12 protein-coding genes are annotated in these 19,928 nt (G+C 35.7%); 3 read left to right on the plus strand and 9 right to left on the minus strand.

Annotated elements, in window-relative coordinates:
• The first annotated feature begins 103 nt into the window (after nt 1-103).
• Both tyrS and ACFIK3_RS03585 read left to right on the plus strand, forming a co-directional pair.
• Nucleotides 104-1,357 carry a tyrosine--tRNA ligase gene (tyrS, locus tag ACFIK3_RS03580; RefSeq protein WP_375631146.1) on the plus strand — a complete coding sequence of 418 codons (1,254 nt, stop codon included), beginning with the start codon at nt 104-106 and terminating at the stop codon, nt 1,355-1,357.
• A gap of 183 nt (nt 1,358-1,540) precedes the next feature.
• Nucleotides 1,541-2,026, plus strand: a complete 486-nt coding sequence (locus ACFIK3_RS03585) for a peroxiredoxin (protein WP_273791260.1) — start codon at nt 1,541-1,543, stop codon at nt 2,024-2,026.
• A gap of 329 nt (nt 2,027-2,355) precedes the next feature.
• Here the strand turns inward: ACFIK3_RS03585 and prfB are convergent.
• The 3 genes from prfB to ACFIK3_RS03600 form a co-directional block, all read right to left on the minus strand.
• A protein-coding gene (gene prfB, locus ACFIK3_RS03590; protein ID WP_375637636.1) for a peptide chain release factor 2 occupies nt 2,356-3,484 on the minus strand; the annotation gives its coding sequence in 2 pieces (ribosomal slippage) (nt 2,356-3,414 and nt 3,416-3,484; 1,128 coding nt in all).
• 170 nt (nt 3,485-3,654) lie between these two features.
• Nucleotides 3,655-6,120: a penicillin-binding protein 1A gene (locus ACFIK3_RS03595; protein WP_375676266.1), complete on the minus strand. Its 2,466-nt coding sequence runs from the start codon at nt 6,118-6,120 to the stop codon at nt 3,655-3,657.
• 168 nt (nt 6,121-6,288) lie between these two features.
• Entirely contained in the window at nt 6,289-7,518 is a 1,230-nt protein-coding gene (locus ACFIK3_RS03600) for an N-acetylmuramoyl-L-alanine amidase (RefSeq protein ID WP_273791263.1), read from the minus strand.
• Nucleotides 7,519-8,104: 586 nt separating this feature from the next.
• Between ACFIK3_RS03600 and ACFIK3_RS03605 the strand changes: the two genes are divergently transcribed.
• Complete coding sequence (locus tag ACFIK3_RS03605) at nt 8,105-10,732, plus strand: Rne/Rng family ribonuclease (protein ID WP_375631149.1); 2,628 nt, start codon at nt 8,105-8,107, stop codon at nt 10,730-10,732.
• An 87-nt stretch (nt 10,733-10,819) separates the two neighbouring features.
• Here ACFIK3_RS03605 and ACFIK3_RS03610 read toward each other — a convergent pair whose 3' ends face one another.
• From ACFIK3_RS03610 to ACFIK3_RS03635, 6 genes are all read right to left on the minus strand, one after another.
• Complete coding sequence (locus ACFIK3_RS03610) at nt 10,820-11,431, minus strand: invasion associated locus B family protein (RefSeq protein WP_273791265.1); 612 nt, start codon at nt 11,429-11,431, stop codon at nt 10,820-10,822.
• Between the two features lie 1,551 nt (nt 11,432-12,982).
• The gene (locus ACFIK3_RS03615; RefSeq protein ID WP_375676267.1) at nt 12,983-13,852 is read right to left on the minus strand and encodes a hypothetical protein; all 870 of its coding nucleotides are present in this window, start codon (nt 13,850-13,852) and stop codon (nt 12,983-12,985) included.
• 264 nt (nt 13,853-14,116) lie between these two features.
• A complete protein-coding gene (mfd, locus tag ACFIK3_RS03620) occupies nt 14,117-17,617 on the minus strand; it encodes a transcription-repair coupling factor (protein WP_375676268.1) in 3,501 nt (1,166 codons plus the stop codon).
• Nucleotides 17,618-17,622: 5 nt separating this feature from the next.
• Nucleotides 17,623-17,910 (minus strand): succinate dehydrogenase assembly factor 2, encoded by a 288-nt coding sequence (locus tag ACFIK3_RS03625; RefSeq protein WP_273791268.1) that lies wholly within the window; start codon nt 17,908-17,910, stop codon nt 17,623-17,625.
• Nucleotides 17,911-17,975: 65 nt separating this feature from the next.
• Nucleotides 17,976-18,656, minus strand: a complete 681-nt coding sequence (locus tag ACFIK3_RS03630) for an ABC transporter ATP-binding protein (RefSeq protein ID WP_273791269.1) — start codon at nt 18,654-18,656, stop codon at nt 17,976-17,978.
• Nucleotides 18,656-19,924, minus strand: a complete 1,269-nt coding sequence (locus ACFIK3_RS03635) for a lipoprotein-releasing ABC transporter permease subunit (protein WP_273791270.1) — start codon at nt 19,922-19,924, stop codon at nt 18,656-18,658. The genes ACFIK3_RS03630 and ACFIK3_RS03635 overlap by 1 nt, the downstream gene beginning before the upstream one ends.
• Nucleotides 19,925-19,928 lie beyond the last annotated feature (4 nt).

Below are 19,928 nucleotides of genomic sequence, written 5' to 3' on the forward strand. Positions count from 1 at the left end.
CTTGTGAGGTGTGTGTCAGTTATGATAGATAACGCATTAATAACTCATTATATAATCGCCTATTCTATAAAATAATGCACTCTTAAATTAGGAAATTAAATCTGTGTTTGCCTTTAAATCTGATTTTTTACACATTATGAGCGAACGTGGTTTTATCCACCAAATTTCAGATGAAAAAGGCTTAGATGATCTTTTTTCAAAAGAAACTGTAAGCGCTTATACTGGATTTGACCCAACAGCATCGAGTTTACATGCTGGAAGTCTTCTTCAGATTATGATGCTTTATTGGTTACAAAAAACAGGTCATCGCCCCATTGCTTTAATGGGTGGAGGAACCGGATTGATTGGTGATCCTTCTTTCAAAGATGAAGCGCGACGCCTTTTGACACAAAATGATATTGCTGAAAATATTGATGGTATTAAAAAGGTATTTGCTAACTATTTGACATTCGGTGACCGAGAAACCGATGCTTGTATTGTGAATAACGCGGAATGGTTATGCAATTTAAACTACTTAGAATTTTTGCGTGATGTAGGAAAACATTTTTCTGTCAATCGTATGTTGTCATTTGATTCCGTTAGACTCAGACTTGAGCGTGAGCACTCTTTGTCATTCTTAGAGTTTAATTATATGATTCTGCAAGCTTATGATTTTGTTGAACTTTATAAACGTTATGGATTGCGTATGCAAATGGGGGGCTCTGATCAGTGGGGCAACATTATTAACGGAATCGAATTAGGGCATCGTTTAGGAACACCGCAATTATATGCGTTAACATCACCATTGCTGACAACCTCTTCCGGTGCCAAAATGGGTAAATCATTGAATGGGGCTGTATGGCTGAATGCGGATAAGCTTTCACCTTATCAATTTTGGCAATACTGGCGCAATACAGAAGATGCTGATGTAACACGATTTCTAAAGCTCTATACTCCATTGCCAATGGATGAGATTCTTAAACTTTCTCTATTACAAGGGACAGAAATTAACGAAGCAAAAAAAATTCTTGCAACAGAAATTACAGCAATGTTGCATGGACGTGTTCTTGCTGATGCAGCAGCAGAAACAGCTCGCAAGACGTTTGAAGAAAAAACTCTAGGAGAAAATCTTCCAACTGTTGAAATTAATGCCTCAGAATTAAAAAAAGGTGTTGGATTGCTCACTCTTTTAGTACAAGCAGGACTCGCTAGATCTAATAGTGAGGCACGCCGACACGTTCAAGGTGGGGGGGTCCGTGTAAATGATCAAATTATTGAGGATGAAACACATCTTATTATTGAAGGGGATGTCAGTGCAGAAGGAACCGTTAAACTTTCTTTTGGTAAGAAAAAACATGTTGTGATGAAACCAGTATAATCTTTTGCTGTTTTGTTTATGTTGTCGACCTTGTTCTTTCAATTCAATTGTTGTGATAGGGCGAGTTTTGTTAGGAAATAAAGGTCTCTTCAAAATAATAATATTCTAGAGAGTTGAATAGTTCTTTTCTTCTGTGTACTCTGATATCTTATACCTGTTACACAAGAAAGAAAGATGAAAATAATGACAAGACCAATGAAAGGTGCTCTTGCTCCTGATTTTAATTTGCCGCGCGATGGAGGAGAGATGGTATGTCTTTCTGACTTTAAAGGAAAGTCTGTTGTTTTATATTTTTATCCAAAAGATGACACCAGTGGTTGCACAAGCGAAGCACTTGATTTCACAAAATTAAAGATGAAATTTGATGAAATCGGTGTTTCTGTTATTGGAATCTCTCCAGATAATGTAAAAAAACATGATAAATTTAAAGTAAAACATGAACTTGATGTCATCTTGGTTTCTGATGAAGAAAAAACAACCCTCGAAGCTTATGGTGTTTGGGTTGAGAAAAGCATGTATGGACGCAAATATATGGGAGTTGAACGGAGCACTTTTTTAATTGATGCAAATGGAATAATAGCAGAAGAATGGCGTAAAGTAAGCGTATCTGGGCATGCTGAAAATGTTTTAGCTACTGCAACACTTTTATATCATAATGGTAACTTGTAAATTGAGTGTTTAAAAAGCAAAAGTTATCCTCCTTAATTGATTTTAGTTTTTCAACGGATTCAATTTTTACAATATATTGATTTATAAGGATAATGAATTGTTTTACATTTATATTAGTCCCCCGAATATCCAAAATTTTTCTTATTTCAGATTCTTCCTATCACTTGCAATATCATAAGCAGAATTGGCGTGTGAGAAAAAAATGAAGAAAGAAACAAAAAAATCCCTCTTTAAACCTTTAAAGTATCAAGGATTATCGTAACATCACAACATCAATAAAACGAACAGCTTAAGAAAAAATCTACATGGCTTGAAGGAAGGATATATAATTAACGAATATCCTCAATTTTTTTGTCTTGTCTATAAATGCGCCGTGCGAGTGCTGCCTCTATAAATGCATCTAAATTACCATTAAGTACGGATTGTGGATCCGTATTTTCAATTCCTGTACGCAAATCTTTGACAAGCTGATAGGGTTGAAGAACATAAGATCTAATTTGATGTCCCCATCCGATTTCTGTTTTAGAAGATTCAGCAGCATTGGTTTCTTCTTCTCTTTTTTTAAGCTCTTCTTCATAAAGCCGTGCACGCAACATCGACCAAGCCGTAGCGCGATTTTTATGTTGAGAGCGCTCTGTTTGACATTGAACAACAATACCCGTTTTTATATGCGTGATGCGAACAGCAGAATCTGTCGTGTTAACATGTTGTCCTCCTGCTCCCGATGCACGATATGTATCAATACGCACATCTGCCTCTGAAACATCAACTTCAATATTGTCATCAATAACTGGATAAACCCAAATGCTTGCAAAAGAGGTATGGCGCTTTGCATTCGAATCAAATGGAGAAATCCGCACTAAACGATGAACGCCTGATTCTGTTTTTAACATTCCATAAGCATTATGCCCTTTTACAAGAATAGTCGCTGACTTTATTCCTGCTTCTTCTCCATCATGAATTTCTAAAATTTCAACCTTCATTTCATGCTGTTCAGCCCAGCGCATATACATACGTAAGAGCATAGAAGCCCAATCTTGGCTTTCTGTTCCCCCTGCTCCAGCATGAACTTCTAAATAGGTATCATTCGGATCTGCTTCTCCTGAAAGAAGTACATCAATTTGCCTTTTATCTATCTCATTTTTAAGATTACGTATTGATCTTTCTGCATCAGCGATAATTTCAACATCACTTTCTTCTTCGCCCATCGCAATAAGCTCAATGCATTCTTCAAGTGTTTTTGTAAATGATAAAAGACCATTGATTGAATCATCAAGACGTTGACGCTCACGCATCATATCCTGTGCTCGTTGTGCATCATCCCATAATGATGGATCTTCTGCTTTTTGATTAAGATATTCGAGACGCTTTAGTGATTGATCCCAGTCAAAGATGCCCCCTTAGCAATTGTATTGCTTTCTGGATTTCATCAACTAATGTTTCTATTTCTGCTCGCATAATTTAACACCGTATTTTTAAAAACTCTTTTTGGTTGTGTCTCTTAGCATTTTATACAAATTTAATAGCTGCTATCAGAAAATGGTACAATTCTATCACTCTATTTACAGAACAGACATTGTAAAAAAGAGATAAAAACCATGACTCATGGCAAAAGGAGATTTTTTCGATTAATACAGCCCACCTGTCCCACTTTCAAGTGCTTTGTTGACTTGTGGAGAAGTCGTTACTGCAGGAACACCTTCTTGAAAAGAATTTGTACTCCCAATAACTTGATATATATCAGCAGGACCAGTCCCTGGTTTAAATGCTTCTATAATAACATCTTGATCTCCTCTTTCGGCAAGCATTCCTGTTTTTCGATTAATTGGCATTAAAATCATGCCCTTTGGCATCTTAAAGGGAACATCTGGCTTCCCTTTAAGAGCATCTGCCATAAAATCACCAAAAATAGGCGCAGCTAATGAACTTCCTGTTCCATTATATCCTAACGGAGCTGGTTGATCATAACCGACAAAAATACCAACGACAATATCAGGAGTAAATCCCATAAACCAGACATCCTTAGAGTCATTGGTTGTTCCTGTTTTAGCAGCAATATGTCGATTAAGATAACGTAAACGTGCCGCAGTACCACGCTGAACAACCCCTTCCATCATCGATGTAATCTGATAAGCCGTCATAGGGTCAAGAACTTGATCTCTTTCATCAATCAATGTGGGCTCACTTTGATTATTCCATGAATGCGTATTACAATTTTCGCAAATACGATCATCATGACGATAAATTGTCTTCCCATAACGATCTTGAATTCTGTCTATCAGAGAAGGTTTAATAGAGCGTCCCCCATTGGCAATAACTGAATAAGCTGTAACCATTCGTAATACTGTTGTTTCGCCAGCCCCTAAAGCCATGGGAAGATAAGGCTGCAATTTATCTACGATCCCAAAGCGTTCTGCATATTCAGCGACAAGAGGCATTCCCATATCATTGGCAAGCCGTATTGTCATAAGATTACGAGAACGCTCAATACCATAACGCAACGTTGAAGGTCCTGCAAAGGTACCTCCATAATTTTTGGGTTGCCAAACTTCACCATTATATTGACGAACTTCAATGGGGCCATCTAAAACAACGGATGCTGGTGTATATCCGTTATCAAGAGCTGCTGCATAAACAAAAGGCTTAAAAGCAGACCCCGGTTGGCGATAAGCTTGGGTTGCACGATTGAATTCAGATGCGGCAAAAGAAAATCCTCCCACCATAGCAAGAACGCGCCCTGTATGAGGTTCCATAGCAACAATTGCACCTTCAACCTTTGGAATTTGTTGTAAACGATAAGTATTGTTTGTATTGGGTAGTTTTTCAACAAAAATGACATCCCCAACTTGCAGAACATGAGATAAGCTCTGAACAGTTTTTTGATAACCATTTTCTTTTACAACATGGAGTGCCCATTTTGAATCAGCTTCAGATAAAACAGCAATTTCCCGTTTTTTTGATAATATACCTGAAGCTTCGCGCTGTGGCTGTAAACCAATCTCTACTTTGTTGGGATTAGTAGAAAGAACAACAGCTAAACGCCATTCAGGAACATCACTTAGCCCTGTGATATTTGCAAGTTCTGTCCCCCAATCACTTTTCTCATCAATATGCGCATAAGCTCCACGCCATCCTTGCGCATGATCAAATCTAATTAATCCATCGTGCAAAGCACGTCGCGCAATAAGTTGTAAATGCGGATCAAGCGTTGTACGAATGGAAAGCCCGCCTTCATAAAGTGTTTTAGCCCCATAGCGATGTATTAAACGACGCCGCACTTCTTCAGTAAAATAATCAGCCGCAAAAACATAGCTATCACTCCCACGTATTGTCGCTCCTAAAGGTTTAGCTTTTGCTTTTTCACCTTGTTCACGCGTTACATATCCATTTGCAATCATCCGGTCTATAACCCAATTACGCCGATCAATAGCACGTTTTGTATTCTTAAATGGATCATAATTTGCTGGTCCTTTTGGAAGAGCAGCCAAATAAGCACATTGTTCTAGCGTCAGGTCATTGACGGATTTATTGAAATAAGTCAAAGAAGCAGCTGCTATACCATAAGTGCCACGACCCAGATAAATTTCATTGAGATAAAGTTCGAGAATATGATCTTTTGAATAAGTTTTCTCAATACGCATTGCTAAAATAGCTTCCTTAAATTTACGTTCTAACGTTGTTTCTGAACTTAAAAGGAAGTTTTTAGCGACTTGTTGCGTTATAGTTGATGCCCCCTCTGGACGTCTTCCAGAACCAATATTACGAATATTATTGATCAAAGCTCGAGAAAGTCCTTCAGGATCTAAACCAAAATGATGATAAAAGTTTTTGTCTTCAGCCGAAATAAAAGCATTTATAACAAGCTTTGGTATTGATTGAATCGGTAAATAGAGGCGATGTTTTGTTGCAAACTCTGCCATAAGACGGCCATCAGAAGCATGGACGCGGGTCATTACCGGCGGCTCATAAAGTGAAAGAACTTCATAATCAGGGAGTGCATTTGCTTGACCACTGGTCATAACACCCCACGTTATTGCACCACAAAGTCCAATAGCAATAAAAAAACGAAGAAGATATCTTAAAAAAATTATCATAAAAACGGCTATCGCTTTCTTAAGAATTAATTAAAGAAAAAATACGTTACTTCAAACACACCAAGTGGATATCACCACAAGATTGAGATCAAGAGAAATTGTTTTCTATCTTTTATTTATACTAGGGTACACTAGAAGCCCATATTGATACTCTATTTTCTCACAAATTTAAAGAGGCTGTATCATTTTCTGCCTATAATCAGCAAATTGACGAATAGAATGAGCAATAGAGGCTGCCATTTGTTTTCTCCAATGAGGATCATTTAGTAACTTTTCATCCTCTTTATTGGATAAATAACCTATCTCTATCAAGACTGAGGGTATATCTGAAGCTCTTAAAACTTGAAAATTAGCATACCGATGTGGGTTATTAATCAAGTTAATATGATTCTTTGATAAACTTGAAATAACACTATTTGCAAAATTAACCGAAAATGTATGTGTTTCACGTCGTGTAAGATCCATCAAAATATCTGTAACTTCGAGCGTTTCATCTGCAGGCAAACCATCAAGCAAATCAACTTTATTTTCATTTTCAGCTAAAGATTTTGCAATGGCATCAGATGCTTTTTCTGATATGGTATACACTGTAGCACCGCGAAGAGAATGTAAATCAATCGTATCCGCGTGAATAGATATAAAAAGATCAGCATCAAACTCTTGCGCTTTTTTAACTCTTTCACTTAGTCTTAAAAAAATATTGGAATCTCGTGTTAAAGCAACGGTAATATGAGAATCCTTTTGTAATTCGTCTCGCAATGCACGCGCAAAGTCTAAAGTCACATCTTTTTCTAAAATTCCAGTAACACCCCGTGCACCACCATCAATACCACCATGACCAGGATCAAGAACAACACGGAAATTATATGCTGGCATTAACTGTGTTTGTGTATCAAAATTGCTTCTTTGCTGTTTTTTTAATGTCTCATCAAATTTTTCTTGTGTACTTTTACGAATATCAATCAGCAACTGCCATAAACCATTATTTAATTTTTTTACGACATTTTTTTCAACCACAAAAGCCGTTTTACTTGTCAAAATAATGCGTGAAGTCTGTATATCAGAGAAAGCATAACGTACATCTGAAAGCATAACGGATAATGTATTCCGTTTCTTTAAAGGCGTATTTTGCATCGAAAAGTCAATTGTAGGTAAATTGATAACCAAACGTGCTGGCCTGTCCAAAATCTGTAAACGAACATTTGGTTTTGAATTAAAAACCGCAATAATACGCGTATGAACACTATCACCAATGGTTCGAAAATTAATAAGTCTCAGAGGATCTGCGGCTTGAACACTGGTTTGGAGTAGAAAAAAAGATAATAAAAAGTATGTGACGAGCACAATAACATCCCCATAAGCTGTTTTCAGCTTTTTGGTAAAAAAAACTCTTATCATAAGCAAAATACTCTACATTACCTTTGTAATAATTTATCTTGGTTATATAAAATGATACACCAATTTATTCTCTATTTTTCAATAAAAGCTAAATAAACACCCAAAAACGAAATTAAGGTCATAAAGATATTATAATTATACATGATTTACATTGTTACTTGCCAAACGCATGATATCAACATAAAAGAATATTTATGCTTCCTAGCTGATAATAGTCATCTAAATTATCTGTAACTCATATTAAGTTGTCTTTAGAGGTTTTTTGCCTATTATGCGTTGAGACTTTTTTATGGATGAAAAATTTCTATGTTATAATATTAGGATTGCATTACTTAAGATTCGTTGGTTCGGATATCCGAACTGTTTTAAAGATTATTTTACCGGAGACTTTTAAGAAATATGAGTCATAAAAAACAGATGGAAATAATGATGAGAAATGGTGTAAATGCAGTCATGCCTCTGCACGTGGTGTTCCGTCCTGTTTTTCTGGTACCTCCCTTTTATGGCAGACAGCCTTTTATGTTTACGAATAGTTATAGCGTTCGTTTGAATAAAATTGTGCATGTCGCCTTCAGGATATTAACTTATGTCAAACAAAATGCTTATAGATGCCTCCCATCCGGAGGAAACTCGTGTTGTTGTTGTTCACGGCAACAAAATTGAAGAACTTGATTTTGAATCAGAACATAGAAAACAGCTCAAGGGGAATATTTATCTCGCACGGATTACGCGTGTAGAACCGTCTCTCCAAGCAGCTTTTGTTGAATATGGTGGAAACCGACATGGTTTTTTAACATTTTCTGAAATTCATCCTGATTATTATCAAATTCCTATTGCTGATCGACTTGCTCTTCTTGAAGAAGAGGAAAAAGCAGCTATAGGAGAAAATTCTGTAGATACCTTTACGGAAGAAGCAACTAAAAATAAAAAACGCTCCAGAAGAACAAAAAAAAATGGAAAAAACAATGTCATAGCAGCAGATATTGAAAGTGACATCACATCTGAAGCGACAATAATTGATAATACAGAAGAAGCATTAAATGCCGATATCTCTGATGATGAGATCGAAATGGTCGGTGCTGAGGACATCCGTGAAGAGCTCCCAATTTATCAAAGAAAACAAGGGCGCCAGTATAAAATTCAAGAAGTCATTAAACGACGTCAAATTTTGTTGGTACAAGTTATCAAAGAAGAGCGTGGTAATAAAGGTGCTGCCCTTACAACATATTTATCTCTAGCAGGTCGTTACTCTGTTCTAATGCCCAACACAGCACGTGGTGGTGGTATTTCACGAAAAATTACGAACGTACAAGACCGTAAGCGTCTTAAAGAAATCGTAAAAGAATTAGCTGTTCCAAAAGGTATGGGCGTTATCTTACGAACTGCTGGTGCCAATAGAACAAAAGCTGAAATTAAACGTGATTATGAATATCTTATGCGGTTATGGGATACTATTCGCACTTTGACACTCGAGTCAACGGCGCCATGCCTTGTCCATGAAGAAAGCAATCTCATCAAGCGTTCTATACGAGATCTTTACAATAAGAACATTAGTGAAATTCTTGTTTCTGGAGACCAAGGATATCGTGAAGCGAAAGACTTTATGCGTATGCTCATGCCAAGTCATGCAAAAGTTGTGCAACCTTACCGTGATCCTACACCCATTTTCGCAAGAAATAATATTGAAATTCAACTTGATAAAATGTTGCAACCACAAGTTTCTTTAAAATCTGGTGGTTATCTTGTTATTAATCAAACAGAAGCACTTGTTGCTATTGACGTAAATTCTGGCCGCTCCACGAAAGAATTCTCTGTCGAAAAGACAGCCTTACAAACTAACCTTGAAGCTGCTGAAGAAGTAGCGCGGCAATTACGCTTGCGTGACCTTGCTGGTTTAATTGTGATTGATTTTATTGATATGCTTGAAGAACGCAATGTGAAGCTGGTCGAAAAAAAATTAAAAGATTGTTTAAAAAACGATCGTGCTCGTATTCAAGTAGGTCATATTTCACACTTCGGCCTTTTAGAAATGAGTCGTCAACGTATTCGCATATCGGTTTTAGAAAGTACAACACAGCCCTGCCCGCATTGCGCAGGAACAGGAAATATACGTTCTGAATCATCCATTGCGTTACATGTCATGCGCTCAATTGAAGAATATCTTCTTCATAATTCGCAATATAATATTATCGTGCGCACACCCGTAGCAACAGCGCTTTATGTATTAAATCATAAACGCAACATTCTTGTTAATTTAGAAGCTCGTTTTAAGCTTAATATTAGTATTGAAGCAGATGATAGTATTGGAACGCAACATCTTGTTATTTCTAAAGGCTCAATAGCAGAGAGCATTTCTCGATCTTCATTGGAAGATGCCAATGAGCAAGAAATTGAAGATTCTGTTTTCATAAAGAGTGAATCTATTGAAAATCCTTCTCCCATTGAAACAAACCAAAAGCGTAGGCGCAAAAATCGTCACGGTGAAATTACTGATCATTCTCTCTCCAACGTTCATAAAAAAGAAGATACTTTGAATGATGATTCTTATCGTCGAGGACGTCGTCGAGGACGTCGTGGTGGTCGACGCAATCAAGATAATAGTTTTCATCAGATTCGCGTTCCTTACGCAGAACCAGTGGGAGATTTTGCTAAGAAAGCTTTGGCAGAAATTAAAGCAGCGCATCGCAAACGTCGTATTTCGCCTACTAAATCTTTTGAACTTGAAGAAACAACAAATAATACACAAGCTCTAGATATACAACAACAGGGTGAATCTGAAAAAATTGATACAAGTATTAAACCTAAAAAACGTAAAACACGTTCTTCAAAAGTAGTAGAAAATCAGCTTTCTTTAGAGAATGATCAAAATGTTGCAGAACAAAAATCTCTTGAAGAAAAACCTACAACCAGTTCGATGCGTAAAGCTAAAACAAAAAAAGCAGACAAATCTATTCATGAGGTAGAAGATAAAGCTCTTGAAAAGAGTAAAAAATCAACACGTGGAACACGTAAAAAATCATCTTCTAAAGAGACGCAAATACAAAAAATATTAGAGCAAGAAACTGTAATCGAGATGGAGGAAGTTGTAGAAACCTCTCCTTCCCAAATTGAAGAAACAATTAATCAATCCGTTGTTATTTCATCAACGCCTAATGATTCTTCCAAAACTGAACGTATTGGTTGGTGGAAACGCAGAATTCTTTCGAAAAATTAAGGATTAAAAAAACCGCCACAGAAAACTGTGGCGGTTCAAATAAACAATTATAGAAAACGTTTCAACCAATTCTATAGTGTGGGTTTATTACTTTTGTTTTGCTTTTTCTTGCTCAGCCCGCATACGCTCTTCAATTTCTTTTTGCTTTGATTGAATGGCTTGCTGCAGCTTTATTTGTTCTTGTTGGAAATCTTTTTCCTCCATACCAGGACCGGTATAGGCTGCTGTAAACCCATTAAGAGAAAATTCAATAGGATTAGCTGAACCACGAAAATTAACTGTGGTTACAACCATTTTTGTTCCACTTTTCATAGCTGCTATAAGCTTATCATCTAAGACATCATTAGCAATACAACTTGGTCCATTACAAATAATATAAGGAATTTTTTTAGAGAACTCGTCACCGATTTTAATGTGAACACCTTCTGGCAAAAAACGCCCAGTAGGTACTTGAATACCTATACGTTTTTCATTTTGCTTCCCTTTTATTTCAACAAGATTAAAAGCCGTTAAAGGTTGTCCCGTATTCGATAATACAGTATTCATTGTATTACAAATATCAACATCATGCTGCTTACTGCAAACTTTGTACCAACCTTGTGATAAAGTTTGCGCATTTGCAGAAATACCAGCTATAAGAAAAAGGGCAGCGGCTCCAACTAATACTGAAACAGCAGAATAAACATTTTTATGCGACATGATTAAGTTAATCCTTTCAACGCGCTCTTAAGTAACTTTAAAAAAAATATTAAATGTAATTCCAACTTAAATTTATTAAATTATAATGAAATAACAATTAATTTTACTATTTTTACTTCAATATAAAAAAAAAAGTCAAATTTAGAGAAAAAATACGATGAGCCATTCTATTTTTATACACCCATATAATTCCCCTCTTCATCACATTGGTATTTGATATAATCTATCTATAAAATACCTCTGTGCATTTAAACTAAGATTACACAAACGAATCAATATTGCAATATTAATTAAAATAAAGTCTAATACTACTCTAAAAAACTTACTAATTAAACTTTTTACATTTATTACTCTTCATGTTAAGCTTATAGAGCCTTAGCAACAGGTTGTTGCAATGCATGAAGCTCCAAAATATCAGATAAATTTTACTGTTTTCCTTATGTGCCTCGTGTGATACACAAAAACAAAATCATCTACGATATTATTGAAACATTGAATGAATTAAAACCACTGATTGTCTAAAATTTCTGCATAATTGTAAGAGAACTTTTTGCTAATGAACAATCTTCTGCCCTTGTTTACAAAACAATGGTGATACGCTTTTGTAATAAAAATTTTATATTCTATAGCGTTTAAATAAAAAGTTTAGTTTAAAAATACGTTACTAAAGAAGTGCTTTTTTCTTAATTAAACAACACATTTTCTTAGAGAGAAAATCTATAACTGCTGAAAATATTTTATTTATAATAAACTTTCTTAAAATATAATAACATATTAATTTATAATAATAATTTATCTTTTTTCTATTTCTATATTGTATGAAAGATCCTAATAGCGCAAACCTCTCTTATATTGAATCAATAAAATTTATCCACTTGTACATCACAAGCGGAGTTAGTTTTATAGATAAAACTACTGAACAAAGGCCCCCCCTATGAATCATCTCACGTGCCTAAAGCCATAATAAATTTATGCTCATATATTATACATCTATTATTGCATCTCTGTACAAATATCATCTCTCAGCTTTATAACGTGAATAAAAAATGTAGCTTTTATCAATTTATTTTAAGTTATTTCTCAAATAAAAGAAGCTTCTAAAATGATAAATTCTTTTCAGCTTTCACAACATCAAAGATATAAATCGTTAATGATTTAAGTTTTAAGAAAAAATGAATTCAAAGTATCATTTTGTTTCCCTATATAACACAATTTAGAGCTATAAAATATTTCTCTTATCGTATTAATGAAACAATATTTATGATATGAGATGTATCGTCATTAAAACAATTAATCAGATAAAAATAAAAAACTACAAGCACAAAAAATTATGCATAAAAAGAAAACATAAAAAAGATATATGAGTTTATTATTTAATATATATATTAAATCTTATATGATAAGAATAACATATAATATATTACGTGTATAATATTACTTTATTATAAATAATAAGTAATAACTCAAAAAATAAAATATATTATTACTAATATGTTTTAACTATTGTTTAGTATATCAGCTTAATTTCTCTGTATTTATATGAGTAAATTTTTAATTGAATAACTCTTCAACATGGGAACGCATACGATTCATAATACTCTTTCTCTTTTCTGGCAGCATTATATTATATATTTCTCTCGTGCTTCTACATAATAAAGGAGCAGATTTTACATTCGAAGGATTGCGCATCACCATATCCTTTATACCACTAATTATCTCTTCTTCAAAATCTGAGACACTAATCACCATTCGTTCTTCAAAGTGCTTTATTAATTCAGGATCTATTGAATTGATTGCATCTTTTGCCCATCTAAAATCTTTTTTCCTCCAACCAAAATCTTTCCGTAATAAATCCCCTATATCACTGTCCAACAGACTCTCTTGAATTTTACAAGAAAGAACCATAAAGGGATAGAGTCGTATCGTTTCATCAATCGCTCTATCGTTAAGAGTTTCTACATTTGCTGTATCATCACTCATTCCTAATTCAGAAGCGCTTCGAGACCTTAGATATTCTGTTGCTTTACTTAATTTTCTTTCATACTCTCCTACTCTATACTCTCTTGCCCTATGCGCTCTATATGCTAAATTCTCCATTTCTTGCGCTAAATCACTTAGTTTTGAAGAAAGCTTATAACGCTCTTCATTAAGGTCTCCGTGTTCTTGTAGCAGCTTATCATGTTCTATATTATGAGAACGTATTTGCGAAAGTGTTAAATCAGCAAATGTCTTTTCAATAAATTTCATCCTCTTTTCAATAACTTGTAGTCTTTCTTTAATACGCTTATATTTCTCATCAAGCGTTAAACCAGAAAGAGATAATTCGGTTAAGCTAAACTCAGCATAAGCGTTTTTTACGCCATATATTAAAGTGAGTAATAAAAAAACTATCGTTAGCAACTTTTGTAATGAAGAAAGCATGTTATCTTTACCTAAATTTTTTCTTTCTAAAAAATTTACAGGAGCTTATTAGCTTATTATATGCAAGTGCTATTTAATGCGGTCCAACCGTCTAATCTATTTTCTTCATTATATCAATACGTATATAATAAAAACCAAATAAATATATAAAGGGTTCTTTATTATAAACTTAAATTTTATTCTTATACAAAATCAATAACTGTTTGTTTTTATAGAATGATTTTATAAAAATGAGTAACAGTTCTGAAACAATAAAGAAATTTTTTAAACAGAATGTTGTTCTGCCATTTCGACAAGCTGTGTCATAATATTCGCTGCTCCAACAAGCCTTTCATCCGCTGAGGACCAATCACGAATAAGAGCAATACTTTGATCTGGTCGAATTTTTGCCATTGAACCTTGTTTTCCCACCCACTGAACAAGAGCAACACTATTTGCGAAATAGTTATTACGAAACTGTATGACAATCCCCTTTGGTCCAACATCTAGTTTTTCTACATGTGCTTTTCGACACAATGTTTTAATATGAAAGACTTTAAGAAGATGTTGAACCTCAAGGGGCAAAGGACCAAAGCGATCAATTAACTCCGCTGCAAATTCATCAATTTGTTCTAAACCATCAAGTTCTGTTAAACGACGATAAAGTCCCATACGTAATGATAAGTCAGGCACGAAACTTTCTGGTATCATCACTGTTGTACCAAGGGAAATTTGAGGTGACCATTGCTTATCTTCATTTAGCTCTCCATCTTTTAATTCAGCAACAGCTTCTTCAAGCATTTTTTGATAGAGTTCAAATCCAACTTCTTTGATATGCCCCGATTGCTCTTCACCTAAAAAATTGCCCGAACCGCGGATATCCATGTCATGGCTTGCCAATTGAAAACCGGCCCCTAAGGTGTCAAGAGATTGTAACACTTTAAGACGACGATCAGCAGCAGTTGTTAAAACTTTACCAGCAGGAAATGTAAAGAGAGCATACGCACGTTGTTTTGAACGTCCTACCCTACCACGTAACTGATAAAGGGCAGAAAGACCAAACATCTCAGCACGATGCACAATTAGGGTATTAGCTGTTGGAATATCAAGACCTGATTCAATAATGGTTGTTGAGAGCAGCACATCATATTGTCCATCATAAAATGCATTCATGATATCATCAAGTTGTCCAGCCGGCATTTGTCCATGAGCCACAACGAATTTCAGTTCTGGCACATGTGTTTTGAGATATTCTTCTACAAAAGCCAGATCAGAAATACGAGGACAAACATAGAAACTTTGTCCACCACGATAATATTCTCGAAGCAGGGTCTCTCGTATAACAAGTGCATCAAAGGGTGAAATAAAAGTACGAACCGCCATTCTATCAATGGGAGGGGTTGTTATCAATGAAAGTTCACGTACACCCGATAAAGCTAACCCTAAAGTGCGTGGTATGGGAGTTGCTGAAAGTGTGAGAACATGAATATCACTTTTAAGCTCTTTTAAACGCTCTTTGTGTTTGACACCAAAATGCTGTTCCTCATCAATGATAAGAAGGCCTAACCGTAAAAAATTAACTGCACCACTTAATAATGCATGGGTTCCAATGACAATATCGATTGTACCATCTGAAACACCTTTTTTTACTCGTGCAAGTTCTTTCGCTTTTACAAGCCTCGAAGCATGTCCAATTTTAACCGGTAATCCTTGAAAACGCGAAATAAACGTTTTGTAATGTTGACGTGAAAGCAAAGTTGTCGGTACAACAACAGCAACCTGATATCCATTTAATGCTGCAACAAAAGCACTTCGAATAGCTACTTCAGTTTTTCCAAAACCAACATCACCGCATATCAAGCGATCCATCGGCTTACCTGAGGCTAGATCGTCCAAAACAGCATCAATTGCATTCATTTGATCTTCCGTTTCTTCATAGGGAAAGCAAGCAACAAACTCATCAAATGGTCCAATTGGTGGAAGTAAAGCAGGCGCAGCACGAGTCATACGCTCTGCAGCTATACGGATTAATTGCCCTGCCATTTCCAATAAATGTTTTTTAAGCCGAGCTTTACGTGCTTGCCAAGCAACACCTCCTAATTTATCTAAAGTTACCTCTGTTCCTTCTGAGCCATAACGTGAGAGAAGCTCAATATTTTCAACAGGTAAAAAGAGTAAATCACCTCCAGCATATCTAATTTCAAGGCAGTCTCGTAAAATTCCAGTGGTTCTGATGGTTTTAAGACCAACAAATTGGCCAATACCGTGGTCGATATGCACAATAATATCACCAGAATTTAAAGCAGAAATTTCAGAAATAAAATTTGTATTATTCTTACGCCGCTTTGGTGATCTTATAAAACGATCGCCAAGGATATCTTGCTCTGCTATAATAACCAAATCTTCAGCCTCAAAACCATGTTCTATCATGATAACAGCTGCTAATATGCGATCTCGTGGGGTTGCTTTGACAGTTTGCAAGGATTTTACAACATCTATTTTTTTCAATCCATGCTCGTCGAGAACTTGTAGCAAACGATTGAGAGATCCTTCACTCCAACACGCTAAAAGCACTTTTTTACCAGCAGTGCGTAAAGATGCGATATGATCAATAACACTTGAAAAAACATTTTTTTCCTGCGCATTACGCTCTTTTACAAAATCATATCCTTGTTTAACATTGGTGTGAATAACAGTTTGTTCCAAACTTTGTGGAACATTAAAAGGCGAAAAATCAATACGCTGCGAAGATTGTTGCGCACCTTCCAAAACACACTCTGGCGTTAAATAAAAAAGACTAGGATCTATTGGATGATAAGAAGTAGAATTTTTTTCATCACTTTCGCGCTCTTTGCGCGCATTATAATAGTCTTCAATAAGACGATAGCGCTCAATGAAGACTTCTTCTATGAGATGCTCAAAAACTATCGGTAAGTTGCCACAATGGTCAAAAAAGCTATCAAGGTTTTCATAAAAAAATGGAAGCCAATGTTCCATACCGGCAAAACGCCGACCTTGAGAAATTGCTTCATAAAGCATGTTATTTTTTTGTGATACACCAAATGTACGGGTATAATTGCTTTTAAAACGATTGATGCGTTCTGGTGTAAGAACAACCTCACTCATTGCCTGTAATAAAAGTTCAGTTTTTTGGCCTGTTGTCCTTTGATTTTCTGGATCAAATACGCGGATACTTTCTAGGGTATCTCCAAAAAAATCAAGACGTAAAGGTTCAACATCCATCGGAGAAAAGATATCAAGTATTCCTCCTCTTACAGCAAACTCACCAACATCACGGACAACCGTAACGCGTTCAAAACCATTAGTTTCTAGAAATTGAATAAGATTTCCCATGTTATTGCGCTGGCCAACACGTGCGTGAATAAGCTGAGCTTCTATCATTTCACGAGGAGGTAGCTTTTGCATAATCGCATTTGCTGTTGTTAATATAATTGCAGGATGTGGATCTTTACGTAAATTTGCTATGTGTGCCAATGCTGATAGTCGACGAGCCATAACAGCAATTCCTGGTGACACACGATCATAAGGCAAACAATCCCATGCAGGAAATTGAAGTACGGGTAAATTGGGCTCAATAAAATTTAAAACTTGTTGTAAATGCACAATTTTTGTTCCGTCACGGACAACATAGAGGAGCGGTTTACCTTGTGCAATTTCTGAACTTAATTTAGCAAGCGCAAAGGCTTCAAATCCATCAGTAACGCCATCTAAAATCATACGAACAGAATTATTTTTGGGAATAACAATTTTTTTAAATATAGGCATCAGGATTAATAACTTAAGCAAGTACGATAATTGGCAATATCACGAAAAAGTGGACTATCAACCTCAGAGGGGGGCAAAATTTCTCCAGTAATCCATGTCAGTAAATCACGATCATCAAAAGACATAATATACTCAAGCTCAGAGAGCGTTCTATCATTCATCCCAGTAATATGAGCATCGACATAATGTCCAAAAATGAGATCCATTTCACGAATACCGCGATGCCATGCACGAAAAATCAATCGACGACGACGAGCATCTAATTGATTTTTGTCAACGACAAAAACTGTCATAAAAAATCTCCTTGAATAAAGTAATATAAACTATTCAATTAGTCGTATAAAATTTGTACCTTGCTTTAAGGAAGTTCTATAATCTTTTGTTCTTTAAGTGTAATTCGACGATGCATTTGCTTAGCCAAAGCGTAATTATGTGTTGCAATAAGAGCAGAAAGACCAGACTGACGAACAAGGATAGATAAAGCTTGAAAGACATAAGCTGAAGTTACTGGATCAAGATTTCCTGTAGGTTCATCAGCCAAAAGAACCGAAGGGCCATTTGCTACTGCACGTGCAATAGCAACACGTTGTTGTTCTCCTCCCGATAACTCTGAGGGACGATGGTTCGCACGATGAGAAACACGCAGATACGTCAATAATTTGCGCGCACGATCTTCTGCTATAGATTTTTTTAATCCTGCTATCATTTGCGGTATCATGACATTTTCTAACGCCGTAAACTCTGGAAGTAAATGATGAAATTGATAAACAAAACCAATATCATTCCGTCTTATAGCTGTTCGCTCACTATCAGAGCGCTTTGCACAAGAAACACCCCGTAACATCACATCACCAGCTGTTGGTTTTTCTAATAATCCAGCAATATGAAGAAGTGTTGATTTTCCAGCACCAGATGGTGCAACAAGTGCGACAAGCTCTCCACGATTAAGAATAAAATTCGCTTTATCTAAAACAATGAGCGGCTTATGGCTCTCGAAAAAGTGTCTTTCAATCTCTACAAGCTCTAAAATAGCTGTCATTATTCATACCTCAAAGCTTGTACGGGGTCTAGCTTAGCAGCACGCCATGCCGGAATGAGAGCAGCAAGAAACGACAAGAATAAAGCCATCATAGCAACCAAGATGGTCTGTTTCCACTCAATTTGTGCAGGCAATTTTGTTAAAAAATAAAGTTGAGGATTAAAAACGTCGACATTAAATAACCAAGATATAAAATCTTGGATATGATTAATATTCGCGGTCGCGATAACACCTAAAACTAAACCCAATATAGTTCCAATAAAACCAATCATCATTCCTGTAATGATAAATATACGCAAAATCGCACTCTGTTGAGCCCCCATCGTGCGTAAAATTGCAATATCATGACTTTTATCTTTTACAAGCATAATCAGCCCTGAAATAATATTTAAAGCAGCAACAAGAACGATCAGAGAAAGAATGAAAAACATAACATTTCGTTCAATCTGTAAGGCTGAAAAAAAAGCCTGATTGCGTGTACGCCAATCAATTAAATAGACCTGTTGTTCAACTGCTTTTTCTACAACAGGTTTTATTTGATCAACAGCATCAGGATCATTTAGAAATAATTCCAAAGACTGAACCTTATCTCCCAAATTAAAAAACATTTGTGCTTCATGGAGAGGCATAAAGATAAATATTGAATCATATTCAGACATACCAACTTCAAAAATAGCAACGACTTTATAAGCTTTCACACGTGGGGTAACGCCAAAAGGAGTCTCATCACCATCTGGAGTAATAATACGAATATCTCTTCCAACTGTCAGTCCTAATTTTTCTGCTAAGCCACTTCCAATTGCAACACCTTCTTCTTGATCAAACCGAGAAATCGATCCTAATTTAATGTTTTGAGAGACTGTTTTAAGCTTTTCTAGATCTTGTTTGCGCATACCACGAACTAACGCGCCAGAGCCACCTTGAACTTCACCTTGAACAAGCGCTTGACCTTCAATAACAGGTAAAGCAAACTTCACACCATTTGTAGTTTCTAAAGAAGAAATAAGAGTCTTATAATCAGAAAAACCAGAATCAACTGTTTGAATAATAAGATGCCCATTCATACCAAGAATACGATTGAGAAGTTCTGTACGAAAGCCATTCATCACCGCCATAACAACAACCAGAGCAAATACGCCCAACATAATCCCAATAAGAGAAATAATTGAAATAACAGATGCAACGACATGTTTTTTATTGGGAATCATATAACGAAAAGCGATCATCCACTCATAAGATGAAAAGCATTTGTTTTTCAGCCTCTTCATAACA

The sequence above is a fragment of the Bartonella sp. CB10SXKL genome (genome assembly GCF_042195515.1).
Classification (GTDB): Bacteria; Pseudomonadota; Alphaproteobacteria; order Rhizobiales; family Rhizobiaceae; genus Bartonella.

Excerpts from the sequence above, each read along its gene's own strand:
- ACFIK3_RS03585 (WP_273791260.1), top strand. The coding sequence starts at position 1,541 with ATGACAAGACCAATGAAAGGTGCTCTTGCTCCTGATTTTAATTTGCCG.
- ACFIK3_RS03595 (WP_375676266.1), bottom strand. The coding sequence starts at position 6,120 with ATGATAATTTTTTTAAGATATCTTCTTCGTTTTTTTATTGCTATTGGA.
- ACFIK3_RS03615 (WP_375676267.1), bottom strand. The coding sequence starts at position 13,852 with ATGCTTTCTTCATTACAAAAGTTGCTAACGATAGTTTTTTTATTACTC.
- ACFIK3_RS03625 (WP_273791268.1), bottom strand. The coding sequence starts at position 17,910 with ATGACAGTTTTTGTCGTTGACAAAAATCAATTAGATGCTCGTCGTCGT.
- ACFIK3_RS03605 (WP_375631149.1), top strand. The coding sequence starts at position 8,105 with ATGTCAAACAAAATGCTTATAGATGCCTCCCATCCGGAGGAAACTCGT.
- ACFIK3_RS03630 (WP_273791269.1), bottom strand. The coding sequence starts at position 18,656 with ATGACAGCTATTTTAGAGCTTGTAGAGATTGAAAGACACTTTTTCGAG.
- ACFIK3_RS03600 (WP_273791263.1), bottom strand. The coding sequence starts at position 7,518 with ATGATAAGAGTTTTTTTTACCAAAAAGCTGAAAACAGCTTATGGGGAT.
- ACFIK3_RS03610 (WP_273791265.1), bottom strand. The coding sequence starts at position 11,431 with ATGTCGCATAAAAATGTTTATTCTGCTGTTTCAGTATTAGTTGGAGCC.
- mfd (WP_375676268.1), bottom strand. The coding sequence starts at position 17,617 with ATGCCTATATTTAAAAAAATTGTTATTCCCAAAAATAATTCTGTTCGT.
- ACFIK3_RS03635 (WP_273791270.1), bottom strand. The coding sequence starts at position 19,924 with ATGAAGAGGCTGAAAAACAAATGCTTTTCATCTTATGAGTGGATGATC.